The following is a 24162-nucleotide window of genomic DNA, read 5'->3' as shown; positions in this document are numbered from 1 at the left end:
TCGGCCCCGTTTCTCAGCGCGTTACTTCTTTACCGCCAACCACTTATCGATAACCTTCTGATACTCGCCGGTCGCCTTGGCCAGGTGCAGCCACTGATCCACATACAGTTTCCAACTCAGATCGTCGCGCGGCAGCATGTAAGCCTTCTCGCCGTACTGCATCGGTTTGGTTGGATTCACCGCGCACAGCTTCGGATAGCGCTTTTGTTGGTACAACGCCTCGGAGGCGTCGGTGATCATCACGTCCGCCTTGCGATCCACCAACTGCTGGAAAATGCTCATGTTGTCGTGCGTCAGCGTCAGTTTGGCCTTCGGCAGATAGGCGTGCACGAAGGCTTCATTGGTGCCGCCCGCCGGTTCCAACAGACGCACCGACGGTTTGTTGATCTGTTCTATCGTGCGGTATTTCTTCACGTCGGTGCAGCGCACCAGCGGGATTTTGCCGTCGGTATCCAGCTTGTCGGCGAAGAACACCTGCTTTTGCCGCTCCAGCGTGACGGAGATGCCGCCCATGGCGATGTCGCACTTGCCGCCGACGAAGTCCGGGGTCAGGGTTTTCCAGCTGGTTTTCACCCACTTCACCTTGGCGCCCAGGCTCTTCGCCAGCGATTCCGCCATGTCGATATCGATGCCTTCATAGCCGCCGTCTTCCTTGAGGAAGGTATAGGGCTTGTAGTCGCCGGTGGTGCAGACCTCCAGGGTCTTCTGCTGCAGCACCTTGTCCAGGTGGGATTGCGCACCGGCACCGCCGGCGGCGAGCAGCAGCGCGAGGGGGAGAAGCTTTTTCATCTGGCGTCCTTTTTATACATTCGTGGTTTTATGCGTTACTTCGCCGTTAATTGTCGTTTGCCTGCATGAGTTAGCCGTTTTTTATGCCGCTTACCGGCGAAAACGCCGGGCGTTGCTGCTGTACGCGATTCAAACGCCAGGGTGTGACGTCGGCAACGGTAAAAAAACTGGTAGGCTGTAACGTCAACATTTATTAACACAGTTTACAGGTGGCTATGTACAACATTGACGATTTTGATATGAAAATCCTGACGCTGTTACAGGCCAACGGCCGTCTGACCAATCAGGAACTGAGCGAGTTGGTGGGGCTTTCCGCTTCCCAGTGCTCACGGCGGCGCATCAGCCTGGAGCAGGCGCAGCTGATCCGCGGTTACCACGCGCGGCTGGCGCCGGAGGCGGTCGGCCTGGGGCTGGTGGGGCTGATCGAAGTCAGCCTGATCACGCACGCGCAGGAGCAGATCGACAGCTTTCATCAGATGCTGGAGGACGTGGACGCGATCCTCGACGCTTACAAGACCACCGGCGACGCCGATTACCTGCTGAAAGTGGCGGTGGCTGACCTGCCGGCGCTGAGCGAATTCATCAGCCAGACGCTGTCGCCGCACAAAAGCGTGGCGCATATCAAAACGGCGGTGGTGCTCAATCGCATCAAGGAAAACGGTTTGTTGCCGGTGACGAGATAAAGCTAAAACCGAATGCGCTTTTCCGTCTATATTAGGAACGTAACGCTGTGCCCAAACCACAATAAACCAGGAGAAAAACCCCGTGTTCCAGAACGTTGACGCCTATGCCGGCGATCCCATTCTGTCGCTGATGGAAAAATTCAAACAAGACCCGCGTGCGCACAAGGTGAACCTGAGTATCGGCCTGTACTACGATGCGCAGGGCATCATTCCGCAGATGCGGGCGGTCGCTGCGGCGGAAGCGCAGTTGAACAGCGTCGAGCATGGCGCCTCGGTATACCTGCCGATGGAAGGGCTGCAACCCTACCGTTCCGCTATCCAGCAGTTGCTGTTCGGCGCGCAGCACCCGATGCTGCAGCAGGGGCGCATCGCCACCATTCAGACCGTCGGCGGTTCCGGCGCGTTGAAAGTGGGCGCCGACTTCCTGAAAACCTATTTCCCGGATTCGCAGGTGTGGGTCAGCGATCCGACCTGGGAAAACCACGTCGCCATCTTCAGCGGCGCCGGTTTCAAAGTGAATACCTACCCGTATTTCGACAGCGAAAGCCTGGGCGTGAAGTTCGACGCCATGCTCGCTGCGCTGAAACAGCTGCCGAAGCACAGCATCGCGCTGCTGCACCCGTGCTGCCACAACCCGACCGGTTCCGACCTGACCCCCGCCCAGTGGGATGAGGTGGTCAAGGTGATCGCCGAGCGTGAAATCATTCCATTCCTCGATATCGCCTATCAGGGCTTCGGCGGCGGCATGGAGCAAGACGCCTACGCCATTCGCGCCATCGCGGCGGCCGGCCTGCCGTGCCTGGTGAGCAACTCGTTCTCGAAGATTTTCTCGCTGTACGGCGAGCGCGTCGGCGGCCTGTCGGTGGTGTGCGAAAGCGAAGAGGCGGCCGGGCGCGTGCTGGGCCAGCTGAAGGCCACCGTGCGCCGCAACTACTCAAGCCCGCCAAACTTCGGCGCGCAGCTGGTGGCCAAGGTGCTGAACGACGCCCAGCTCAAAACCCAGTGGCTGGACGAAGTGGAGAGCATGCGCACCCGCATTCTCGAAATGCGTCACGCGCTGGTGGACACCCTGAAGAGCGCGCTGCCGCAGCGCAACTTTGACTACCTGTTGGCGCAGCGCGGTATGTTCAGCTACACCGGCTTCAGCGCGGCGCAGGTCGATCGCTTGCGTGAAGAGTTCGGCGTCTACCTGATCCACAGCGGCCGCATGTGCGTGGCCGGCCTGAACCACAACAACGTGCGTCAGGTGGCCGAGGCGTTTGCCGCGGTGCAGTAACGCCTGTTAGTCTGAACGGACGTTCATCGGGAGCGATAGCGATATCGCTCCTTTTTTATTGCCGGCGCGCCGCCGAAGTTGCCGCAAACCGGAGAGAGAATATACTGATTGAGGGGCGCTCACTCATGTGGCATCAGCAAACGCTAATCCTCAGCGCAAAAGCGCGTGGCTTTCATCTGGTTACCGACGAGATCACCAACCAGTTAACCCACTTACACCGCCTGCAAACCGGCCTGCTGCATCTGTTGCTGCAGCACACCTCGGCCTCGCTGACGCTCAACGAGAACTGCGATCCCACGGTGCGAGCAGATATGGAGCAGCATTTCCTGCGTCAGGTGCCGGAAAACGCACCCTATCAGCATGACTACGAAGGGCCGGACGACATGCCGGCGCACATCAAATCCTCGCTGCTGGGCGCTTCCTTGACGCTGCCCGTCAGGCATGGGCGGCTGATGTTGGGCACATGGCAGGGCATCTGGCTGGGGGAGCACCGCATCCACGGCGGAGCACGCCGTATTGTGGCCACATTACAGGGGGAATAACCCAATGAATAACAGCGCATTGCTGGAGTACTGCATGGCGAAGCCGGGCGCGGAGCAGAGCGACCAGAACCAGTGGCAGGCCAGCCAGATCAAGGTGGGCGACGTGATGTTCGCCATGGTGTGCGAGATCGAAGGGCGGCCGGCGCTGGCGGTCAAGTCCAGCCCGGAGCTGGCGGAAAGCCTGCGTGAACACCATCCGGAGATCGTCGCCTGCGACGGCCTGAACAAGGCGCACTGGAATACGGTGTTTCTCGACGGCAACCTGCCGAACTCGCAGTTTTACACGCTGATCGACAGCTCCTATCAGCTGGTGGTGGAAGGCCTGCCCGAACACGTGCGCCAGGAACTGCGCGCCTGATAGCCGGGCGGCGGCCCCCGTTTTTCTCCTGTTTTCCCGTGTTAAATCGTGATCGCGGTTTTAAATTGGGAACGTTCCCTTTTTGTCGCCGGGCAAAAGCGGCTACGCTTGGGCATTCAAGAAACGCGGATAAGATTAAGGAGGCCGACATGGCCATGAGCGAAGAAAAGCGCAAGATGATCGCCGGGGAACTGTACGACGCCGGCGACGACCTGCTGCGCAGCGAACGTCGGCACGCGCGCCAGTTGACGCATCGCTATAACCACTCCTCGCCGGAAGAGGGTGAGCTGCGCAAACAGTGGCTGGGTGAGCTGCTGGGCGGCTATCAGGGCGGCACCATCGAGCCGACCTTCCGCTGCGACTACGGCTATAACATTTATCTCGGCAAGAACTTCTACGCCAATTTCGACTGCGTGATCCTCGACGTGTGCGAAGTGCATATCGGCGACAACTGCCTGCTGGCGCCGGGCGTGCATATTTACACCGCGACCCATCCGCTGGACGCCGAGACCCGCGTCGGCGGCGCGGAGTTCGGTAAGACTGTCAGGATTGGCGACAATGTGTGGATCGGCGGGCGCGCGGTGATCAATCCGGGGGTGACCATCGGCGATAATGCGGTCGTGGCCTCCGGCGCGGTAGTGACCAAAGACGTGCCGGCCAACTGCGTGGTGGGCGGCAACCCGGCCAGGGTCATCAAGCAGCTATAAAAAAACGGGCGCCGCCGTCATCAGGCTCGCAGCGAGTCGATATCCACCACGAAGCGGTACTTCACGTCGCTTTTCAGCATGCGCTCATAGGCCTCATTAATTTGCTGCATCGGGATCAGCTCGATATCGGACGTGATGCCGTGTTGGCCGCAGAAGTCCAGCATCTCTTGCGTTTCCGCGATGCCACCGATCAGCGAACCGGCGATGCGGCGGCGCTTCATGATCAGGTTGAACACCTGCGGCGACGGATGATCGTGCTCCGGCGCGCCGACCAGCGTCAGGGTGCCGTCGCGGCGCAGCAAGTTGAGGAACGGGTTCAGATCGTGCTGAGCCGCTACCGTGTTGAGGATGAAGTCGAAGCTATTAACGTGCTGCGCCATCTCATCCGGGTTGCGCGAAATCACCACTTCATGGGCGCCGAGGCGCTTGGCGTCTTCGATTTTCGACGGCGAGGTGGTGAACAGCACCACGTGCGCGCCCATCGCCCGCGCCAGTTTGACGCCCATGTGCCCCAGCCCGCCGAGGCCGACGATGCCGACCTTTTTGCCTGGCCCCGCGCCCCACTGGCGCAGCGGCGAATAGGTGGTGATGCCGGCGCACAGCAGCGGCGCGACCCCGGCCGGATCGAGGTTTTCCGGCACGCGCAGCACGAAGTCCTGATCCACCACCAGATTGGTGGAGTAGCCGCCGTAGGTTACGGCGCCGGTGTGGCGATCCTGGCCGTTATAGGTGCCGGTAAAGCCGTTCTCGCAATACTGTTCCAGCCCCTCATCGCAGCTCGGGCAGCTGCGGCAGGAATCCACCATGCAACCGACGCCGACCAGATCGCCGACCCGGTAACGCGAGACATGGTCGCCGACGGCGCTAACGCGGCCGACGATTTCGTGGCCCGGCACCACCGGGTAAATCGTATTGCTCCATTCATTGCGCGCCTGGTGCAGATCCGAGTGGCAGACGCCGCAGAACAACACCTGAATTTGCACATCGTGGTCGCGCAGGGCGCGCGGCTGGTAATCGAAAGGCACCAGCGCAGACTTCGCGTCATGCGCGGCATAGGCATGGGTAATGTTCATGGTCGCTCCAGTTATCAATGTATGGGGGACAACGTTTGACCGGCAGCGAAGTGCCGGCGAGACGCGGCCTGAATCAGACAGGGCGGCCGCCGAGGGAACATTGATGATAAAAGCGGTGAGTGCGGAGGGAAATGCCTGAAAATGTCGAAATCTTGCCCGTTTCTGTTTGATTGCGGGGAAACGGGTCAGCGTGCGGACCGCCTGAGCGACGGCCCGCACGCCGGCGGCATTACTGGTTCAACAGCGGCTTCAGGAAGCGTGCGGTGTGCGATTTCTCACAATCGGCCACCGTTTCCGGCGTGCCGGCGACCAGGATCTCGCCGCCGCCGCTGCCGCCTTCCGGCCCCAGATCGACGATCCAGTCGGCGGTCTTGATCACATCCAGGTTATGCTCGATGACCACGATGGTATTGCCCTGATCGCGCAACTGATGCAGCACCGCCAACAGCTGTTGGATATCGGCGAAGTGCAGACCGGTGGTCGGTTCGTCGAGGATATACAGCGTTTGGCCAGTGCCGCGCTTCGACAGTTCGCGCGCCAGCTTGACGCGCTGCGCTTCACCGCCGGAGAGCGTGGTGGCCGACTGGCCGAGGCGGATGTAGGACAGGCCGACATCCATCAGGGTCTGCAGCTTGCGCGCCAGCGCCGGCACCGCGTCGAAGAAATCGCGCGCTTCTTCGATGGTCATCTCCAGCACTTCGTGGATGCTCTTGCCCTTGTACTTCACTTCCAGCGTTTCGCGGTTATAACGCTTGCCCTTGCACTGGTCGCACGGCACGTAGATGTCCGGCAGGAAGTGCATCTCGACCTTGATCACCCCGTCGCCCTGGCAGGCTTCACAGCGCCCGCCCTTGACGTTGAAGCTGAAGCGGCCCGGCGTGTAACCGCGGCTGCGCGATTCCGGCACACCGGCGAACAGCTCGCGCACCGGGGTGAAGATGCCGGTGTAGGTGGCCGGGTTGGAGCGCGGCGTGCGGCCGATCGGGCTCTGATCGATGTCGATCACCTTGTCGAAATGCTCCAGGCCGGTCACTTCGCGGAACGGCGCCGGTTCGGCGATGGTGGCGCCGTTGAGCTGGCGCTGGGCGATCGGGAACAGCGTATCGTTGATCAGCGTCGATTTGCCGGAACCGGAAACGCCGGTGATGCAGGTAAACAGACCGACCGGCAGCGTCAGCGTCACGTCTTTCAGGTTGTTGCCGCGCGCGCCGCTCAGCTTCAGCACCTTGGTCGGATCGGCCTGCACGCGCTGCGCGGGGATGGCGATCTCGCGCTTGCCGCTGAGGAACTGGCCGGTCAGCGATTCCGGCTGCGCCATGATGTCGTCGACGGTGCCTTCCGCCACCACCTGGCCGCCGTGTACGCCGGCGCCGGGGCCGATGTCGATCACGTGATCGGCGGCGCGGATGGCGTCTTCGTCATGCTCCACCACGATCACCGTGTTGCCGAGGTTGCGCAGGTGGATCAGCGTTTCCAGCAGGCGCTCGTTGTCGCGCTGGTGCAGGCCGATCGACGGCTCATCCAGCACGTACATCACGCCCACCAGGCCGGCGCCGATCTGGCTGGCCAAACGGATTCGCTGCGCTTCGCCGCCGGAGAGCGTCTCCGCCGAGCGAGACAGTGACAGGTAGTTCAGGCCGACGTTCACCAGGAATTTCAGGCGGTCACCGATCTCTTTCAGCACTTTCTCGGCGATCTTGGCGCGCTGGCCGCTGAGCTTCATGTTCTGGAAGAAGGTCATCGCATGGCCGATGCTCAGATCGGAGATCTCCGGCAGCGTGGTGTCTTCGACGAACACGTTGCGCGCTTCTTCACGCAGGCGAGTGCCGTGGCACGAGGCGCAAGGGCGGTTGCTGATGAACTTCGCCAGCTCTTCGCGCACCGCGCTGGACTCGGTCTCTTTATAGCGGCGCTCCATGTTGTGCAGCACGCCTTCGAACGGATGGCGGCGCACGGTGGTGTCACCGCGATCGTTGATGTATTTGAATTCTATCGACTCTTTGCCGGAGCCGCTCAGCACCGCCTTCTGCACGTTGGCGCTCAGGGTGTTGAATGGCGCTTCGACGTCGAACTCATAGTGCTCCGCCAGCGAGCGCAGCATCTGGAAATAGTAGAAGTTGCGGCGATCCCAGCCGCGGATCGCGCCGCCGGCCAGCGACAGCTCGGGGTTTTGCACCACGCGATCCGGATCGAAGAACTGCTGCACGCCCAGGCCGTCGCAGGTCGGGCAGGCGCCGGCCGGGTTGTTGAAGGAAAACAGGCGCGGTTCCAGCTCGCGCATGCTGTAGCCGCAGATCGGGCAGGCGAAGTTGGCGGAGAACAGCAGCTCGTCCGCTTTTTCGTCGTCCATGTCCGCCACCACCGCGGTGCCGCCGGACAGCTCCAGCGCGGTTTCGAACGACTCGGCCAGGCGCTGCGCCATGTCGTCGCGCACCTTGAAACGGTCGACCACCACTTCGATGGTGTGTTTCTTCTGCAGCTCCAGCTTCGGCGGATCGGACAGATCGCACACTTCGCCGTCGATGCGCGCGCGGATATAGCCCTGGGCGGCCAGGTTTTCCAACGTTTTGGTGTGCTCGCCCTTGCGGTCTTTCACCACCGGCGCCAGCAGCATCAGGCGCTTGCCTTCCGGCTGGCTCAGCACGTTATCGACCATTTGGCTGACGGTTTGCGCCGCCAGCGGCACATGGTGGTCCGGGCAGCGCGGCTCGCCGACGCGGGCGAACAGCAGGCGCAGGTAGTCGTGGATCTCGGTAATGGTGCCGACCGTGGATCGCGGGTTGTGCGAGGTGGATTTCTGCTCGATGGAGATCGCCGGCGACAGGCCTTCGATATGATCGACGTCCGGTTTTTCCATCAGCGACAGGAACTGGCGCGCATAGGCGGAGAGTGATTCGACATAGCGCCGCTGCCCTTCGGCGTACAGCGTATCGAAAGCCAGCGAAGACTTGCCGGAACCGGACAGGCCGGTGACGACGATCAGTTTGTCACGCGGGATGATCAGGTTGATGTTTTTCAGATTATGGGTTCGAGCACCACGAACTTCGATATTGTCCATTTACACTTCCCGTCTTGATGATACACCGCGCCTGTCGCGATTTTTGCGGGGGATTTTGTGATGGATCTCGCAAAAAACCGGCACAGCCTGGTCGAAACGCATAATTATGACACAAAAAAACCTGAATGAATATCCAGTATGCGAATGCAACAAGGCCGATCGAAAAGACAATTCTGGAATGCAATTCGCACTTATCAACACGGGTGTGGTTTCGCACTCAGCGTGGTAAACTGACGCGTTTATACTGTGTAGAAATCAATCATCGGGAGAAGTGCTCATGGCCAGCAGAGGCGTAAACAAAGTAATTCTGGTCGGGAATCTGGGTCAGGATCCAGAAGTCCGTTACATGCCGAACGGCGGCGCAGTGGCCAACATTACCCTGGCGACCTCCGAAAGCTGGCGTGACAAGGCGACCGGCGAACAGAAAGAGAAGACCGAATGGCACCGCGTCGTGCTGTTCGGCAAACTGGCCGAAGTGGCGGGCGAATACCTGCGTAAAGGCTCTCAGGTCTACATCGAAGGCTCCCTGCAGACCCGTAAATGGCAGGATCAGAGCGGCCAGGATCGCTACACCACCGAGATCGTGGTTAACGTCGGCGGCACCATGCAGATGCTGGGCGGCCGTCAGGGCGGCGGCGCACCGGCAGGTCAATCTGCCGGCGGCCAGGGCGGTTGGGGCCAGCCTCAGCAGCCACAGGGCGGCAACCAGTTCAGCGGCGGCCAGCAGCAGTCTCGCCCGGCGCAGAACAGCGCACCGGCGACCAGCAACGAACCACCAATGGATTTCGACGACGATATTCCGTTCTAAGCCTGGCGACAGCGCAAAAAAAAACCCCGCTCAGGCGGGGTTTTTTGTGCTCGTTAGCCGCTGATTTTCTGCGGCGGTGTCGCCAATCAGTAAATTGCTACCGGGTTGATGTTGACCTGGGTTGAACCGACATACAGCGGTTGCCCCAGTACGAACAGGAATTCCCAGGTTTTCGTGCGCACCAGTGGGCGGCTGTCGATCAGCTCCAGGTTATAGACGCCGCGTTTGGCCAGCAGGTACTGGTTGACCGGGAACTCTTCGTCATTTTTCGGGTTGGGGTAAACTTCGGAGGCCCAGGTATCACCGCCGAAGGCCACGATGCCTTGGTCGGCCAACCATTTCGCCGCTTCCATGCCGATGCCCGGTTCAACTTCCAGGAACTTTTTATTGTCTTTGCCAATCAGCTCCAGCCAGCCGGTATTGAACAAGACAACGTCGCCTTTGCGTAAACTGATGCCCTGCTTTTTAAGCACCGCTTGAATATCCGCAACGGAAAATTCGGTGCCGCCCGGAACGATCGCTTTATTATAATAAGCCGTCATATCGAGCACCACGCCGCGTGTGACCATGGGCGGCACTTTTTCCACGCCCAATTTTTTCACGCCATCTACGGTGACGAAGTCCGCCGCCTTATTGCCGTTATAATAAACGTTGTCGATGCCGATATGGCCAATGCCATTCAACTGGGTGCCGACGCCGGTCCAGGCATTCACCAATTCATCATTAAAGGTGAATTTATTTGGGCCAAGCGTTTTACCGTCCTGCTGACCAGGCTGAATATTATATAAGCGGAAGCTGCGGTGGCGGAACGCCGGGAAATCTTTATCGACGGGCACCGCCAATGGCAATGTCTTGCCTTGTTTTACCAACTGCACAGACTGTAATACGACCTCTGGCGTGAGCAGGTTGGCTGCGCCGATTTCGTCTTTTGCGCCGTAAACGGAAGGATACCAGTCTGACGACTGCGCGGCGGATTCTGCGGCGTGCGCGGGCACTGCGGCCAGCAAGGGCAGCAAGAGGGAGAGGCGATACAATGATTTCATCAGTGACTCATCCTTATAACGGAGTATTGCAGGGTGAATGAAAATGAGCCCCCGGAAATTGGCGGCGTGAGGCCGCCGAATAATAACCGGTGGAGAAAGAGGCTCATTTTTAGTACGCGGGTGCTTTAGCGTAATGCTTTATAACGCGTGGTGAATAACCACCCGACGATGACTTCCTTATGCGGAAATAAATAACGCCGTGCGAGCGGCGTCATTGATATTATTTTTTCAGCTCTGCACTCATGGTGACGAAATTGCCCATGTAGGCGCTGGTGATTTTGTAGCCGCTTGCGCCGGCCTCTTGCGCTTTTTTAGCGATGAGGGCTTCGGTGGAGTCCAGCGTTCTGCCGGTTGCGGTCACGCTTTCTGCCGCGGCGTTAAACGACAGCATGGAAAACAGAGCGAGTGAAATAACGGTGGTCATGGTTTTCATATCTTTATCCTGTGTTCGAAGGTTCGAAAAATAAGGGTGTCCGGTACGACACGATGGAGCGAAGGATAAAGACGTCGGCCTGGTGAATAAATAACAGAATCGTCAATAAACTATTCCATTTTTGCGCATAAACTAATTCTATTATTGTCTTTGAAGGCGAATATGCCGTGCAAGGTGGGGAGCGGTCGTCGGCGAGCGAATGAAAAAAAGCCCCTTGCGGGGCTTTGAGCGCTACGCCGAGAAGCCGCCGTCGATGCTCAGACTGGCGCCGGTGATATAACCCGCTTGCGGGCCCGCCAGGTAGGCGACGAAACCGGCGATCTCTTCATCTTTGCCGTAACGGCCGATCGCCATCAGCTGCTTGAGCTGATCGGCGAACTCGCCGGCGTCCGGGTTCATCTCGGTATCCACCGGGCCGGGCTGCACGTTATTGACGGTGATGCCGCGTGGGCCGAGATCGCGCGCCATGCCCTTGGTCAACCCGACCAGCGCCGATTTGCTCATCGCGTACACCGCCGCGCCGCCGAACGGCACGCGCTCGGCGTTGGTGCTGCCGATGTGGATGATTCGGCCGCCGTCGTTCATGTGGCGCGCCGCCTCCTGGCTGGCGACGAATACGCTGCGCACATTGACCGCCAGCATGCGATCCAGGTCGTCCAGCGCCAGTTCCTCGGTGCCGCCCAGCGTAAATACCCCGGCGTTGTTCACCAGAATATCCAGGTTGCCGAAGTGACTCACCGCCTGGCGAACCGCCTGCTGCAGCGCCGCCGCATCGGCGCTGTCGGCCTTGATGGCGAGGACTTTGCCGCCGGCGGCGGTCACGGCGCTCGCCACCGCTTCGGCGCGATCGGCCGAGGCGGCGTAGGTAAAGGCGACGGCGGCGCCCTCGCTCGCCAAGCGTTTAACGATGGCGGCGCCGATGCCGCGGGAACCGCCCTGAACGAATGCGACTTTGCCTTGCAGTGGGAGTGCTGTGGTCATGTTATTTCTCCAAAGTGGGTGAGGGTAAGGCGTTATTCCCAGTATCGGTGAAATGTCCGGCGGCCACTGTTCACAAAGAGCTTTGCCTGCCCACAACGAGAAAAGCCCCTTGCGGGGCTTCTTTCTTCCGTCGGTTGGCTGTCCGACGATCAGTTGAAGATTTCTGCGGTGCCGTACAGTTTGTTCTGACCACCGGCGGCGACGATGCGGTAGGAGCTGGCGCCCGACGCGGCGGCTTTGCTGGCCAGTTCGCTTTCCAGCGCGCTCAGGTTAGCGGCGCCGCTCACGGTGACGACGCCGATCTTCTGGGCGTCTGCAGCAGGTTGACTGGAAGGCAGGTCAGCGGCGAAGGTAGCGAAAGAAGCGGTAGCCAGCAGCGCAGCGGTAGCAAAAATTTTGACGTTTTTCATGATGCGTTCCTCAGAGTGTTTGTTAGGTGAGAGCCCGTTGTCTCTCGATGTGTTAAATGCTAGTGCACCGGATGTGAATAAAAAATCGGAGAGTTTTGAGTATCTCTGTCAAATAAATTGATTGCCCTTCATCCGCTGGCGCGGGGCAAAAATCGCCACTACCCTTTACAGACGATCCTTAACCGGAGAAGCGTCATGACGATAAGCGCGTTTATCGGCAGTTGGGCGTTGGTGTCGTCGGTGTTCAAAAACCAGAACGGCGAGCTGAATTACCCGCTGGGCGAGCAGGTGTTGGGGCGCATCCACTATGAGGCCAACGGCACGATGGCGGCGCAGCTTTACAGCGCCGTGCGGCCGCGTTTCGCCGCCGCCGATTTGGCGCAGGGGTCTGAGCGGGAGATCCGCGCCGCCTTCATCAATATGATTTGCTACTTTGGCCACTATCAGGTGGAAGAAAGCGAGCAGCGGGTGGTGCATCAGGTCGAAGGCTGTTCGTTCCCCAACTGGGTAGGCAGCCGTCAGGTGCGTTTTTACGCTTTCAGCGGCGATCGGCTGACGTTGCGCACGGTGCCGCTGCAGCTCGGCAACGGCGTGCAGGTTGGCGAACTGGTGTGGCAGCGGACAGGGGCTTCGTCATGATCATCGTTCATCATCTCAATCACTCGCGGTCGCAGCGCATTCTGTGGTTTCTGGAAGAGCTGGGCGTGCCTTATCAGGTGCAGCGCTACGAGCGCGATCCGCAGACCATGCTGGCGCCGCCGGCGCTGAAAAAGATCCACCCGCTGGGCAAATCGCCGGTGATCGTCGATGGCGATCTGACGCTGGCGGAATCCGGCGCCATTATCGAATACTTGCAGGAAGCCTACGACGCACAGGGCATGTTTATGCCAACCGACTTCCACGCGCGTCAGCAATACCGCTACTGGCTGCACTACGCCGAAGGATCGCTGATGCCGCTGTTGGTGATGAAGCTGGTGTTCAGCCGTCTCGGCCAGCCGCCGATCCCCTGGCTGCTGCGGCCGGTGGCCGGCGCGATCGGCAAAGGCGTGCAGCGGGAATACCTCGACAAGCAGATCGCGCCGCACTGCGAATACCTCGAACAGCACCTGAATAAGGGCAGCTGGTTCGTTGGCAACGACTTCAGCGCAGCGGATATTCAGATGAGCTTCCCGCTGGAGGCGATGGCGGCGCGCGGCGCGTTGGATGATTGCCCGAAACTGCGCGGCTTCCTGCAGCGCATTCACGCCCGGCCCGCCTACCAGCGGGCATTGGAGCAGGGCGGCCCTTACGACCTGCTGAGTTAAGCGGATGGGCTATACTCGATGGGGTCATTCTTCATCGGAGGTAGCCCATGGCTACGCAAATCTTCGTTAACCTGCCCGTACGCGATCTGCCCGCCTCAATGGCGTTTTTTACCCAGCTCGGCTTCAGCTTCAACCCGCAATTTACCGACGATACCGCCGCATGCATGGTGGTCAGCGACACGATTTACGTGATGCTGCTGACCCACGACAAATTCAGGATGTTTACCCCGAACCCGATCGGCGACGCCAATCAGGCCACCGAAGTGTTGGTGTGCCTGTCGCAACCCAGCCGGGTGGCGGTGGACGAACTGGTGCGCAAGGCGGTCGCCGGCGGCGGCAACACCTACCACCCGCCGCGGGACTACGGCGTGATGTACGGCCATGGATTTCAGGATCTGGACGGTCATATCTGGGAATTGATGTATATGGATCCCGCTGCGGTGCAGACGCAATAACCCCGCCATGACGGCGTTCGCCGGGGCGACCGTCGTCCCGGTTTTATCGCGCGAGCGCCATTCCCGCCGCTTTCTGCATAAATTGCCGCGATCTTTAGTTGATTAGACGCTAGGGAAGGCAGGATAATCGTTTGCCTTGAATAAACCACCATAAATCACCCGTACCGCGCGCTGCGAGTTAAACGTTTGCCTGGGTGCGCATCGCCGTTGGCGGTGTGGCATAAGGGCAAGGATGCGGAACGTGACGTAAACGATTACGTGGCGATCGGGCGCGGGCGAGATTACAGGCCTGCTGTGACGGGCCGATTCATGAAACACAGGGGAAGTAACCTATGTCGAACTCTCAAGCGAACCACGCCGCAAAACCAACCGGCGGGCTTGATGGCTATTTTAAAATTTCCGCGCGCGGCAGCAGCGTGCGTCAGGAGGTGGTGGCGGGGCTGACCACCTTCCTGGCGATGGTGTACTCGGTGATCGTGGTGCCGAGCATGCTGGGCAAAGCGGGTTTCCCGCCGGCGGCGGTGTTCGTCTCCACCTGCCTGGTGGCCGGTCTGGGGTCGCTGTTGATGGGGCTGTGGGCTAACCTGCCGATGGCCATCGGCTGTGCGATCTCGTTGACCGCCTTTACCGCCTTCAGCCTGGTGCTGGGCCAACACATCAGCATTCCGGTGGCGCTGGGCGCGGTGTTCCTGATGGGCGTGCTGTTTACCATTATCTCGGTCACCGGCATCCGCGCCTGGATCCTGCGCAACCTGCCGATGGGCGTGGCGCACGGCACCGGCATCGGCATCGGGCTGTTCCTGCTGCTGATCGCCGCCAACGGCGTCGGCCTGGTGGTGAAGAACCCGCTGGATGGCTTGCCGGTGGCGCTCGGCGCGTTCACCTCTTTCCCGGTCGTCATGACGCTGGTCGGCCTGGCGGTGATCTTCGGCCTGGAGAAACTGCGCGTGCCCGGCGGCATTTTGCTGGTGATCATCGCCATTTCCATCATCGGCCTGATCTTCGACCCGGCGGTGAAATACCAGGGGCTGTTCGCCATGCCGAGCCTGGCGGACGCTGACGGCAAATCGTTGATCTTCAGCCTGGACATCATGGGCGCATTGCAGCCGGTGGTGTTGCCGAGCGTGCTGGCGCTGGTGATGACCGCGGTGTTCGACGCCACCGGCACCATCCGCGCGGTGGCCGGGCAGGCCAATCTGCTGGATAAAGACGGGCAGATCATCAACGGCGGCAAGGCGCTGACCTCGGATTCCCTGAGCAGCATATTCTCCGGCCTGGTGGGCGCCGCGCCCGCTGCGGTTTACATCGAGTCCGCCGCCGGCACCGCCGCGGGCGGCAAGACCGGCCTGACTGCCACCGTGGTCGGCATTCTGTTCCTGCTGATCCTGTTCCTGTCGCCGCTGGCCTATCTGGTGCCGGTTTACGCCACCGCGCCGGCGCTGATGTACGTCGGCCTGCTGATGCTGAGCAATGTCACCAAGCTGGACTTCAACGACTTCGTCGACGCGATGGCCGGCCTGCTGTGCGCCGTGTTCATCGTGCTGACCTGCAACATCGTCACCGGCATCATGCTGGGCTTCAGCTCGCTGGTCATCGGCCGCATCTTCTCCGGCGAATGGCGCAAGCTGAACATCGGCACCGTGCTGATCGCCGTGGCGCTGGTGGCGTTCTACGCCGGCGGCTGGGCGATTTAAGCCTCTTGGGTTTCCCTCGCCCGCCGGGCGGGGGAGCCTGTTACGGCAATTCCCTTCTTAAGATAAGTCTTCTTCTGCTCTGCACCGCGTTTTGAAAGGCACAACAAGCTTTAACGGCTGTAAAAAAAGTGATCTACTATCGTGACCAACGCAGGCCCTGAGCCGATGTCGTCTGAATCGTAGAGTCTAAGGAAAGCATGGAAATCTTTTTTACAATCCTCATTTTGATCCTGGTGGTCTCCCTGTCCGGGGTGGTGACGCGCATGTTGCCGTTCCAGGTGCCGCTGCCGCTGATGCAAATCGCCATCGGGGCCCTGCTGGCCTGGCCGCATTTCGGGCTGCACGTCGATTTTGATCCCGAACTGTTCCTGGTGCTGTTCATCCCGCCGCTGCTGTTCGCCGACGGCTGGAAAACGCCGACGCGGGAGTTCCTGCATCACGGGCGTGAAATTCTCGGCCTGGCGCTGGTGCTGGTGCTGATCACCGTGGTCGGCGTCGGTTATCTGATCTACGCCATGGTGCCGGGCATTCCGCTGGTGGCGGCCTTCGCGCTGGCGGCGGTGCTGTCGCCGACGGATGCCGTGGCGCTGTCCGGCATCGTCGGCAAAGGGCGCATTCCCAAGCCGATCATGGGCGTGCTCGAGGGCGAGGCGCTGATGAACGACGCGTCCGGCCTGGTGTCGCTCAAGTTCGCCATCGCGGTGGCGATGGGCACTATGGTGTTCACCGTGGGCGGCGCGACCCTTGAATTCCTCAAAGTGGCGATCGGCGGCCTGCTGGCCGGCGTGGCGGTCACCTGGACCTACAGTAAATCGCTGCGGGTGATGAGCCGCTGGAGCGGCGACGACCCGGCGACCCAGATCGTGTTCCTGCTGCTGCTGCCGTTCGCTTCTTATCTGATCGCCGAACATATCGGCGTCTCCGGCATCCTGGCGGCGGTGGCGGCGGGGATGACCATCAGCCAGTCCGGCGTGATCCGCAACGCGCCGCTGGCGATGCGCCTGCGCGCCAACAGCGTGTGGGCGATGCTGGAGTTCGTGTTCAACGGCATGGTGTTCATCATGTTGGGCCTGCAGCTGCCGGGCATTCTTGAAACCTCCATCCTGCAGGCGGAGCTGGATCCGACCATCCAGACCTGGTATCTGTTCGCCGACGTGGCCACCATCTACGCCGCGCTGCTGGTGCTGCGTTTTACCTGGCTGTGGATAATGAAGAAGGCCAGCAACCGCTTTATGAAAAAGCGTCCGCTGCAGTTCGGCGATTACAGCACGCGTGAGCTGTGGGTGGCGTCGTTCGCCGGGGTGCGCGGGGCGATTACCCTGGCCGGCGTGCTGTCGATACCGCTGTTGTTGAGCGACGGCACTGCCTTCCCGGCGCGCTATCAGCTGGTGTTTATCGCCGCCGGGGTGATCCTGCTGTCGCTGATCGTCGGCGTGCTGGCGTTGCCGCTGCTGCTGCGCGGCGTGCAGGTGGCCGACAAGAGCGCCAGCAAGCAGGAAGAGCGCATGGCGATCGCCATGGCGGCCGAGGTGGCGATCGAGAGCGTGAATAAAATGGAAGAGCGCCTGGTTGCCGATACCGAAGAAAACCTCGATCCGCAGGTGTTGAAAGAGGTCAGCTCGCGGGTGACGGGCATGCTGCGGCGGCGTATCGCGTCGAAAGACGATATCGAGAATGCGCTGGCGATGGAAAACCTCGAGCGGCGTTTCCGCCTGACGGCGCTGCGCGCCGAGCGCGGCGAGCTGTACCACCTGCGCGCCACGCAGAAAATCAGCAACGAGACGCTGCAAAAACTGCTGCACGATCTCGACCTGCTCGAAGCGCTGTTGATCGAACGCGAAGGGTAAATCTCAGCAGAGGAATAAACGTTTTCCTCTTTTTTCTGTCCTGAAGGGCCGCCTGTGCGGCCCTTGTTTTTTTGGCTACTTGAGCGGCGGCCAGTAGTCGCGGCAGCAGGCGATCCAGGCCTGCGCGCTGTGCGACAGGTAGCTACCCTGGCGCCAGATCAGGCCGATTTTCCACTCCATGCGCGGCTCCAGCGGCAGCCAGACCAGGTTTTCCTTATCCAGCCAGCGGCAAACCGGCTCAGGCAGCATGGCGATGCCCACGCCGGCCTGCACCATCGAGGCGAGGAAGTCCCATTGGCCGCTGCGCACCGCGATTTGCGGTTCAAAACCGGCCTGGCGAAACGCCTTCATCAGCATCTTGTACAGCGCAAAGTCTTCGTTATAAATCAGGATCGGGCTGTCGGCCAATTCGGCGATATTGATGCGGGTGCGGTTGAGCCACTGCGGCGTGCGCGGCGCCACCACGCACATCGGGTGGCCCAGCAGCGGCAGAAAGGTCAGCGGCTGCGCCGAATCGAAGGGCAACACGGTCATCGCCAGATCCAGTTCGCCGGACATCACCGCCTGTTCGACCGACAGCCCGCCCAGTTCGGAAATCTTCAATTCGATGCCGGGGTAGGTCTGGCGAAAGCGGCGGATCAGATCGGCGATCTGCCTGCCGACCATTGGCGGAATGCCCAGCCGCAGCACGCCCTTTTTCACCGAGCTGATGTCTTCCAGTTCCGCCTCCAGCTGGCGGAATTCGTCGAGGATCGTCAGGCCGCGCTGGTACACCGCCTGGCCGCTGTCGGTCAGGCGCAGCTTGCGGCCTTCGCGGATCAGCAGCGTGCATTCCAGCTCTTCCTCCAGATGCCGCAGCATTTTGCTGATGGTGGGCTGGGTGACGAACAGTTTTTCCGCCGCGCGGGTGAAGCTTTGCTGGCGCACCACTTCAACGAAGTAGCGCAGGGTGCGGACATCCACGTTAGGGTTCTCCTTGGGGACGCTACCGGCGGGAAACTATTCCCGGACGGCATGATGACGATAATTTTAATTCATTTCAGGCGTGGTTTCCCGGCTGCGTATACTGTAGGCCGTCAATTTATTGTTCGAGGTCATCTTTCATGTCTCTGGCGTTACGCCGCGTTGCCCCCTCCCTGCTGACCCGTTTGCAGGTACCGATCCAGGTGGCGTTGTATGCGGCGCTGTTCCTGATCGCCGATCGTCTGGTGCAACAATTCCACCTGCCGCTCCCCGCCAATATCGTCGGCATGCTGATGCTGCTGGCGCTGATCCTGCTGCGCATTCTGCCGCTCAGCTGGGTCAAGGCCGGCTCCCGCTGGCTGCTGGCGGAAATGCTGCTGTTTTTCGTGCCGGCGGTGGTGGCGGTGGTCAACTATGCCCAGCTGCTGATGGTCGAGGGCTGGAAGATCTTTCTGGTGATCGCGATCAGCACCATGCTGACGCTGGGCGCCACCGGGCTGGTGGTGGACAGGGTGTATCGGCTGGAGATTTGGCTGCAGCGGCGGAAGCAGCGCCATGAATGATTTTATCCTTAGCCTGGCCTGTTTTCTGGCGACGCTGGCGCTCTATTTCGCCAACAAGAAACTCTATCGCCGCCGCCGCACGTTGCTGCTGATGCCGCTGGTGCTGACGCCGATGATTCTGGTGTTGCTGCTGGTGGTCACCCACATCTCCTATCAGGACTACATCGGTGAAACCCACTGGCTGCTGTGGCTGCTGGGGCCGGCGACCATCGCCTTCGCGGTGCCGGTGTACGAGAACCTGCATATCATTCGTCGCCACTGGCTGTCGCTGACCGCCGGGGTGACGACGGCGGTGCTGGTGGCGGTGTACAGCTCGGTGTGGCTGGCGCGCCTGCTGACGCTGCCGGAAGAGGTGCAGCGCAGCCTGGCGGTGCGGTCGATCACCACGCCGTTTGCGCTGGAGGCCGCCAAGCAGATGGGCGGCCAGCCGGACCTGGTGGCGCTGTTCGTGGTGATCACCGGGGTGTTCGGCATGGCGGTGGGCGACATTCTGTTTCTGCGGCTGGCGGTACGCAGCCGCCTGGCGAAAGGGGCCGGATTTGGCGCATCGTCGCACGGCGCCGGCACCGCCCGCGCCTATGAACTGGGGCCACAGGAGGGCGTAGTGTCGAGCCTGGTGATGATGTTGGCCGGCATTATCACGGTGGTGGCCGCGCCACTGATCGGCCGGCTGATGTGGTAAGGAGGCGGTCTGCGGCGAACGGCGCCGCAGACCGTAGAGCGTCAAGGAAGGTTGCCGAGCATCGCCGGCGTGCGCGATGACTGGCGCAAGGCGCGTCCTATCTCCTCGTGGCTGAAGATAATAGAGTGATGATTGCAGGGCAACGGATGCACCTGCAGATGTTGGCAGATTGCCGACAGGCCATTGTCGGCAATCGCCAGCAGCTCCCGCTCATCGCCCAGGCCGGTGATATTCAGATTTGCATCTTCGGTCGCCTTGAACAGCGTGATGCGTGCATGTTGCAACGGTGTGCTGAGCGTTTGTTTCGCCAATGCCAGCTCCGTCGGCTCGGCCTTTAATGCCCGGTCGGCGGCCTCGCCGTCAATACCCAGCATGGCCAGCATCGCCGCCAGCATGCCCGGCTCGCTGCGGATCTGGAATGGGGTTCGGTAGAAGGTATCAAGCAGGAACAGTTGGATATCGCGATAGCCTTGGCTTTCCAGTTGAGCTGCCATCTCCAGCGCGATCAGGCCCCCTAGCGACCAACCCAACAGACGGACGGGGCGCGCCGGCGACAGCCGCATATGACCGAGATAATACGCCGCCAGCTCGCGTAGCGAAGTGATGTGCGGCTGTTGGAACAGGTTATAATTGTTGATGCCTAACACATTGAAATCTTTTTCTAAATAGTTCGCCAGATCGCGATAAACATCGCAACCGGTGACGGCGGGATGGATCATCCAAACGCTGTCGGGGGTGATGGCGTGGTTCAGGCGCTCTACCTGTTTAAAGGTAAAACTGGCCTGATTCAGACGCGTCAACAGCTGCTGCAGGGGTTCGGAGGTGGCTGGAGCCGTTGCGGGCACGCCGTCGGTGAGGATACGGGCCTGGCCGCGCAGCGTCGAGTGAGCAAACAGCGTTTTAATGCCTAACGAATGCCCGTGTCGCTTCAGTTTAACCAGCAGTTGAATGGCGTGCAGCGAATGGCCGCCCAGCGCGAAGAAATCATCGTCGCGGCCAATGCGCGTTGTGCCCAGCAGTTCGCTCCACAGTTCGGCCAACTGCTGTTCCAGCTCGCCTTGTGGGGCTTCATAAGCAGCGGTTTCCTGCATGTTGGCCGGTGCCGGTAACGCTTTGCGATCCAGCTTGCCGTTGGGCGACAGCGGAAAAGCATCCAGCCGGATAAAACAGGACGGCACCATAAAGTCCGGCAGGTGTTGCTGCAATTGCCGACGCCATTCGGCGGCGGCCGTTTGCTCTGGGGCGATGACATAGGCGACCAGGCGCTTGCCGCCGCTTTCGTCTTCCCGCGCCAGAATGGCCGCGTCTTCAACCCCTGAACACTGTCTGAGCTGTTGCTCTATCTCACCTAATTCAATGCGCAGGCCGTGGATTTTGACCTGGAAATCGTTTCTGCCCAGATACTCAATGTTGCCATCCGGCAGCCAGCGGGCCAGATCGCCGGTTTTATACAGGCGAGCCTGCGGCTCGGCGCTGAAAGGGTCGGCGATAAATCGCTCGGCGCTCAGCGCCGCGCGGTTCAGATAACCACGGGCAACCTGAATACCACCGATATGCAATTCGCCGGCGATACCAGGCGGTAACGGTTGCAGTTGGTCATCCAGAATATGGAGCTGGGTATTGGCGATCGGTTTACCGATCGGTACCAGTGGGCGAGGATCATCGGGCAGGCATTGCCAACTGGAAACGTCTACGGCGGCTTCCGTCGGACCGTAGAGATTGTGCAGTTCCGCCTGCGGCAACTGCTGCAGGCAACGTTGTACCGTAGCGAGCGGCAACGCCTCGCCGCTGCACACGATGCGTTTCAGGGAGGCGCACTGCGCCATATCGCCGTGGCGCAGAAACAGTTGCAGCATAGAGGGGACGAAATGCAGTGTGGTGACGCCATGTTGTGCGATGCAGGCGCTGAGATAATCCGGTTCCTGGTGACCGCCCGGTTTGGCGATGGCCAGCCGGGCGCCAACCATCATCGGCCAGAAAAACTCCCACACAGAGACGTCGAAGCTGAACGGCGTTTTCTGCAGCACGACATCATCCGGCGTCAGTGTATAAGCCTTTTGCATCCACAGTAGTCGGTTGATCACCCCGCGGTGTTCGTTCATCACCCCTTTGGGTTTCCCCGTCGAGCCGGAGGTGTAAATCACATAAGCCAGGCTGCGCTGTGGATCGGCGGCCAGCGGCGGCGGGTTGCCATCCGGCGCTTGCCGCCACAGATGACTCTCACGCTGAAGATGCAATCGCGGCACGGCGATATCGCGCAGCGGGTGCAGCGCGTGTTCGCCGCCATTGTCGACCAGAACGAATCTGGCGCCGCAATCTTGCAGCATGTGGCGCAGACGGTCTTGCGGATAGTCGGGATCGAGCGGTACATAGGCGGCGCCCGCCTTCAGGATGGCGTACAGGGCAATCACCATATCCGGGCTGCGGTTGACGCATACCGCGATGCGATCGTCAGGCTGTAATCCCTGCAGCCTGAGAAAGGCAGCCAATCGATTCGCCCGCTGATTCAGCTGTTGATAACTGATCTCGTGGTCTTCGTAGCACAGCGCCGGCGCTTCTGGCGTCAGCGCGGCCTGCCGTTCCAGGAATTGATGTACGCCTTGCGGCATGTCTGCCCATGTTTGTCGGGTTTCATTCCATTGATGGAAGATTTGCTGTCTTTCCTGCGGCAACAGCAGCGGCAACTGCCCCAGCGGCAGCGCCGGATCGCCGTCCAGTAGGGTATTCAGCAGGTGCAGTATGCGGGCTGCGATGCGTTCACCGTCTTCCTGACTGAACCAGGCCTGATTGAAGTTGAACTCCAGCAGCGGGTCGTCGCCCGGATGGTAATGGCGCAGGTAGACGCCGAGGGGCAGCTGTTCCTGACCGTGGTGCAGGTTTTCAACCTTGAACTGGCTGCCCTCCAGTTCGATGTCGGTCGGAAAAACCTCCAGCGAAAAGCTGATGTCGAACAGCTGGCGCCGCTCCTGCTGATGCAGGTTCAACTGGCGGTTGAGTTCGGCAATGGGAAAACGCTGGTGACGATAACACTGGCGCAGCTCGCTGCCGATTTGCCGCAGTAAGTGGCCGAAGGATTGCTGTGAATCGACCGTGATGCGCAGTGGGATCATCGAGGAAAACATGCCCAAAGTTTGCTTATGTTCGGCGGTACTGCGGTTATGTACCGGCACGCCCAGCGTGAATTGATCGGTTTGCCAAATCCGGCCGAACCAGGTGGCCAGCAAAGCGCTAAAAAAATGCATGGCAGAACCGCCCTGTGCGGCGGCGTATTGTTCCAACTGAAGGAAACGCTCGCGTGGCAACCGTTTGATTATCTGATGGCTGGGGTAGGTTTGTTGCTCACAGTGATTTTGGCGGCGTTCCAGCATGGAGGGGGGCGCGTCGATGAAACGCTTCAACCAGAAATCACGATCGCGCTCGTAGCGTGGAGACTGCTGATAGGCGCGATCGCTGATGACGAAGTCTTGGTAACGCGAGCGGGGGGCTTCGTTTTTTATCCCTGCTTTTAATTGTTTATAGCGCTCCATGATCATTTTGCTCAGCAGGGAAATTGAGGTGCCGTCCGCAATCAGATGATGGGAAGCAAGCAGCCATAGCGTGCTGGATCCGCTGACTTTGGCCAGGTGGCAGCGCCAAAGCAGGCCATCATACAGTGAATAAGGCTGCAGGAATTGAGAACGAAGGTGTGTTTCTGCCAGACTGATGGCATCTTGCCTCTGCGAAAAATCATGGTAATGCAGGTCGATATAGGCCCGGTCGCAGGTTTCCTGGGTAATGCCTTGCGGCGTTTCTTTCAGCGTGGTTTGCAACGCATCATGTTGTTGCTGTATTTGCCGTATGGCTTCTTGAAAAAGCGGTAGCGAAATCTCGCGCTCTACGCGCCATAAACACCCAACGTTATATAAGGGGATATCGGGGTTTAAAGATTGGTCTAGCCACACGGCTTGTTGCACGGTCGTCAGGGAATAAGCGGACACGGAACCACCTCCACAAATAAGGAATGAATCGAATTAAATAAAGTGAGTCGCAGCCAAGCACTCGAACATTATAAAAGGTGATTATTAAGTTGGCCTGTTTTCACATTAAATATTTTTAATAGTTTTGTTTAATTATAATTAATTCAATGTTTTCATGATTAATGATTTATATTTTATTTATTTTTAAACTAATTTTTTGTCATTGCTTTTGTGGCGTGTTAATCGCGATTGACTGGTTTCCCTGCGTGTCATCAGCAGGTGTGATGGTGTAATGCTATGTTTTGTTTGTGTTTTTTATTTTTGATAAAAAGAGGCGGAGCTGAGGCGGATCGTGAGCGATAACGGAGTGGTATCTAAGCGGGCAAGTTCGATGGCTTCTCTGCCAGAGATAACAGGCTGAATCATAAAAAATTATAAAGAATTTCTTATGCTGTATTATTATAAAAGAAATAATAATGAATAATAAGAAATAAAGCTTATTGTGATTTCATGCATTTCTTTATTCGTAATGCTGCT

The 24162-nt window shown here is 59.7% G+C and carries 22 protein-coding genes; 13 read left to right on the top strand and 9 right to left on the bottom strand.

Going from position 1 to position 24162, the window contains the following annotated elements:
* Positions 1 to 21: 21 nt before the first annotated feature.
* Entirely contained in the window at positions 22 to 789 is a 768-nt protein-coding gene (locus tag ACJ8PL_RS19470) for a transporter substrate-binding domain-containing protein (RefSeq protein ID WP_016930267.1), read from the bottom strand.
* Between the two features lie 215 nt (positions 790 to 1004).
* On the opposite strand from ACJ8PL_RS19470, the gene ACJ8PL_RS19465 reads away from it, so the two are divergent.
* From ACJ8PL_RS19465 to maa, 5 genes are all read left to right on the top strand, one after another.
* Entirely contained in the window at positions 1005 to 1472 is a 468-nt protein-coding gene (locus tag ACJ8PL_RS19465; protein ID WP_016930266.1) for an Lrp/AsnC family transcriptional regulator, read from the top strand.
* An 82-nt stretch (positions 1473 to 1554) separates the two neighbouring features.
* On the top strand, positions 1555 to 2748 hold the full coding sequence (locus ACJ8PL_RS19460) for an amino acid aminotransferase (RefSeq protein WP_016930265.1): 1194 nt from the start codon (positions 1555 to 1557) through the stop codon (positions 2746 to 2748).
* Positions 2749 to 2873: 125 nt separating this feature from the next.
* Positions 2874 to 3290, top strand: coding sequence for a secondary thiamine-phosphate synthase enzyme YjbQ (locus ACJ8PL_RS19455; protein ID WP_016930264.1), 417 nt, complete (start codon positions 2874 to 2876; stop codon positions 3288 to 3290).
* Between the two features lie 4 nt (positions 3291 to 3294).
* The gene (locus ACJ8PL_RS19450; RefSeq protein ID WP_016930263.1) at positions 3295 to 3648 is read left to right on the top strand and encodes an MmcQ/YjbR family DNA-binding protein; all 354 of its coding nucleotides are present in this window, start codon (positions 3295 to 3297) and stop codon (positions 3646 to 3648) included.
* Positions 3649 to 3797: 149 nt separating this feature from the next.
* Entirely contained in the window at positions 3798 to 4355 is a 558-nt protein-coding gene (gene maa / locus ACJ8PL_RS19445) for a maltose O-acetyltransferase (protein WP_049299927.1), read from the top strand.
* Positions 4356 to 4375: 20 nt separating this feature from the next.
* On the opposite strand, the gene ACJ8PL_RS19440 is transcribed toward maa, so the two are convergent.
* Both ACJ8PL_RS19440 and uvrA read right to left on the bottom strand, forming a co-directional pair.
* Entirely contained in the window at positions 4376 to 5428 is a 1053-nt protein-coding gene (locus ACJ8PL_RS19440) for an NAD(P)-dependent alcohol dehydrogenase (RefSeq protein ID WP_016930261.1), read from the bottom strand.
* Positions 5429 to 5657: 229 nt separating this feature from the next.
* Positions 5658 to 8486 (bottom strand): excinuclease ABC subunit UvrA, encoded by a 2829-nt coding sequence (uvrA, locus tag ACJ8PL_RS19435; protein WP_015379213.1) that lies wholly within the window; start codon positions 8484 to 8486, stop codon positions 5658 to 5660.
* A 277-nt stretch (positions 8487 to 8763) separates the two neighbouring features.
* Here uvrA and ssb1 point away from each other — a divergent pair, with 277 nt between their 5' ends.
* On the top strand, positions 8764 to 9294 hold the full coding sequence (ssb1, locus tag ACJ8PL_RS19430; RefSeq protein WP_004936793.1) for a single-stranded DNA-binding protein SSB1: 531 nt from the start codon (positions 8764 to 8766) through the stop codon (positions 9292 to 9294).
* A gap of 86 nt (positions 9295 to 9380) precedes the next feature.
* Here the strand turns inward: ssb1 and ACJ8PL_RS19425 are convergent, their stop codons facing one another.
* From ACJ8PL_RS19425 to bhsA, 4 genes are all read right to left on the bottom strand, one after another.
* Positions 9381 to 10337: a cyclase family protein gene (locus ACJ8PL_RS19425; RefSeq protein ID WP_015379212.1), complete on the bottom strand. Its 957-nt coding sequence runs from the start codon at positions 10335 to 10337 to the stop codon at positions 9381 to 9383.
* 220 nt (positions 10338 to 10557) lie between these two features.
* Entirely contained in the window at positions 10558 to 10770 is a 213-nt protein-coding gene (locus ACJ8PL_RS19420; protein WP_004936800.1) for a DUF1471 domain-containing protein, read from the bottom strand.
* A 231-nt stretch (positions 10771 to 11001) separates the two neighbouring features.
* Positions 11002 to 11751 (bottom strand): 3-oxoacyl-ACP reductase family protein, encoded by a 750-nt coding sequence (locus tag ACJ8PL_RS19415; RefSeq protein ID WP_016930260.1) that lies wholly within the window; start codon positions 11749 to 11751, stop codon positions 11002 to 11004.
* Between the two features lie 149 nt (positions 11752 to 11900).
* Positions 11901 to 12161 carry a multiple stress resistance protein BhsA gene (bhsA, locus tag ACJ8PL_RS19410; protein ID WP_033639277.1) on the bottom strand — a complete coding sequence of 87 codons (261 nt, stop codon included), beginning with the start codon at positions 12159 to 12161 and terminating at the stop codon, positions 11901 to 11903.
* Between the two features lie 195 nt (positions 12162 to 12356).
* Here bhsA and ACJ8PL_RS19405 point away from each other — a divergent pair, with 195 nt between their 5' ends.
* The 5 genes from ACJ8PL_RS19405 to ACJ8PL_RS19385 all read left to right on the top strand — a co-directional run bounded on the left by ACJ8PL_RS19405 (position 12357) and on the right by ACJ8PL_RS19385 (position 17461).
* Entirely contained in the window at positions 12357 to 12800 is a 444-nt protein-coding gene (locus ACJ8PL_RS19405) for a lipocalin-like domain-containing protein (RefSeq protein WP_033639278.1), read from the top strand.
* Positions 12797 to 13465 (top strand): glutathione S-transferase family protein, encoded by a 669-nt coding sequence (locus ACJ8PL_RS19400; RefSeq protein WP_016930257.1) that lies wholly within the window; start codon positions 12797 to 12799, stop codon positions 13463 to 13465. Before ACJ8PL_RS19405 ends, ACJ8PL_RS19400 begins: the two co-directional genes overlap by 4 nt.
* Positions 13466 to 13512: 47 nt before the next feature.
* On the top strand, positions 13513 to 13920 hold the full coding sequence (locus ACJ8PL_RS19395; protein ID WP_016930256.1) for a VOC family protein: 408 nt from the start codon (positions 13513 to 13515) through the stop codon (positions 13918 to 13920).
* A 332-nt stretch (positions 13921 to 14252) separates the two neighbouring features.
* Positions 14253 to 15614 (top strand): NCS2 family permease, encoded by a 1362-nt coding sequence (locus ACJ8PL_RS19390; RefSeq protein ID WP_004936819.1) that lies wholly within the window; start codon positions 14253 to 14255, stop codon positions 15612 to 15614.
* Positions 15615 to 15811: 197 nt separating this feature from the next.
* The gene (locus ACJ8PL_RS19385) at positions 15812 to 17461 is read left to right on the top strand and encodes a Na+/H+ antiporter (RefSeq protein ID WP_016930255.1); all 1650 of its coding nucleotides are present in this window, start codon (positions 15812 to 15814) and stop codon (positions 17459 to 17461) included.
* A 75-nt stretch (positions 17462 to 17536) separates the two neighbouring features.
* On the opposite strand, the gene ACJ8PL_RS19380 is transcribed toward ACJ8PL_RS19385, so the two are convergent.
* Entirely contained in the window at positions 17537 to 18424 is an 888-nt protein-coding gene (locus ACJ8PL_RS19380; RefSeq protein ID WP_016930254.1) for a LysR family transcriptional regulator, read from the bottom strand.
* Positions 18425 to 18564: 140 nt separating this feature from the next.
* On the opposite strand from ACJ8PL_RS19380, the gene ACJ8PL_RS19375 reads away from it, so the two are divergent.
* Positions 18565 to 18987, top strand: coding sequence for a CidA/LrgA family protein (locus ACJ8PL_RS19375; protein ID WP_028127545.1), 423 nt, complete (start codon positions 18565 to 18567; stop codon positions 18985 to 18987).
* Entirely contained in the window at positions 18980 to 19669 is a 690-nt protein-coding gene (locus tag ACJ8PL_RS19370) for an LrgB family protein (protein ID WP_004936833.1), read from the top strand. Before ACJ8PL_RS19375 ends, ACJ8PL_RS19370 begins: the two co-directional genes overlap by 8 nt.
* Positions 19670 to 19710: 41 nt before the next feature.
* Here the strand turns inward: ACJ8PL_RS19370 and ACJ8PL_RS19365 are convergent, their stop codons facing one another.
* On the bottom strand, positions 19711 to 23646 hold the full coding sequence (locus tag ACJ8PL_RS19365; RefSeq protein WP_442531330.1) for a non-ribosomal peptide synthetase: 3936 nt from the start codon (positions 23644 to 23646) through the stop codon (positions 19711 to 19713).
* Positions 23647 to 24162 lie beyond the last annotated feature (516 nt).

Origin of the sequence: Serratia sp. CY83965, assembly GCF_052166375.1 — a bacterium.
Lineage (GTDB): Bacteria > Pseudomonadota > Gammaproteobacteria > Enterobacterales > Enterobacteriaceae > Serratia > Serratia marcescens.
Note: the sequence above shows the minus strand (reverse complement) of the source record. Positions and strands in the feature narration are given on the sequence as shown.

Coding starts and splice junctions, on each gene's coding strand:
- maa (WP_049299927.1), top strand. CDS start 3,798: ATGGCCATGAGCGAAGAAAAGCGCAAGATGATCGCCGGGGAACTGTAC.
- ACJ8PL_RS19455 (WP_016930264.1), top strand. CDS start 2,874: ATGTGGCATCAGCAAACGCTAATCCTCAGCGCAAAAGCGCGTGGCTTT.
- ACJ8PL_RS19440 (WP_016930261.1), bottom strand. CDS start 5,428: ATGAACATTACCCATGCCTATGCCGCGCATGACGCGAAGTCTGCGCTG.
- ssb1 (WP_004936793.1), top strand. CDS start 8,764: ATGGCCAGCAGAGGCGTAAACAAAGTAATTCTGGTCGGGAATCTGGGT.
- ACJ8PL_RS19415 (WP_016930260.1), bottom strand. CDS start 11,751: ATGACCACAGCACTCCCACTGCAAGGCAAAGTCGCATTCGTTCAGGGC.
- ACJ8PL_RS19405 (WP_033639278.1), top strand. CDS start 12,357: ATGACGATAAGCGCGTTTATCGGCAGTTGGGCGTTGGTGTCGTCGGTG.
- ACJ8PL_RS19450 (WP_016930263.1), top strand. CDS start 3,295: ATGAATAACAGCGCATTGCTGGAGTACTGCATGGCGAAGCCGGGCGCG.
- ACJ8PL_RS19420 (WP_004936800.1), bottom strand. CDS start 10,770: ATGAAAACCATGACCACCGTTATTTCACTCGCTCTGTTTTCCATGCTG.
- ACJ8PL_RS19465 (WP_016930266.1), top strand. CDS start 1,005: ATGTACAACATTGACGATTTTGATATGAAAATCCTGACGCTGTTACAG.
- ACJ8PL_RS19400 (WP_016930257.1), top strand. CDS start 12,797: ATGATCATCGTTCATCATCTCAATCACTCGCGGTCGCAGCGCATTCTG.
- ACJ8PL_RS19425 (WP_015379212.1), bottom strand. CDS start 10,337: ATGAAATCATTGTATCGCCTCTCCCTCTTGCTGCCCTTGCTGGCCGCA.
- ACJ8PL_RS19395 (WP_016930256.1), top strand. CDS start 13,513: ATGGCTACGCAAATCTTCGTTAACCTGCCCGTACGCGATCTGCCCGCC.
- ACJ8PL_RS19375 (WP_028127545.1), top strand. CDS start 18,565: ATGTCTCTGGCGTTACGCCGCGTTGCCCCCTCCCTGCTGACCCGTTTG.
- uvrA (WP_015379213.1), bottom strand. CDS start 8,486: ATGGACAATATCGAAGTTCGTGGTGCTCGAACCCATAATCTGAAAAAC.
- ACJ8PL_RS19390 (WP_004936819.1), top strand. CDS start 14,253: ATGTCGAACTCTCAAGCGAACCACGCCGCAAAACCAACCGGCGGGCTT.
- ACJ8PL_RS19385 (WP_016930255.1), top strand. CDS start 15,812: ATGGAAATCTTTTTTACAATCCTCATTTTGATCCTGGTGGTCTCCCTG.
- bhsA (WP_033639277.1), bottom strand. CDS start 12,161: ATGAAAAACGTCAAAATTTTTGCTACCGCTGCGCTGCTGGCTACCGCT.
- ACJ8PL_RS19370 (WP_004936833.1), top strand. CDS start 18,980: ATGAATGATTTTATCCTTAGCCTGGCCTGTTTTCTGGCGACGCTGGCG.
- ACJ8PL_RS19470 (WP_016930267.1), bottom strand. CDS start 789: ATGAAAAAGCTTCTCCCCCTCGCGCTGCTGCTCGCCGCCGGCGGTGCC.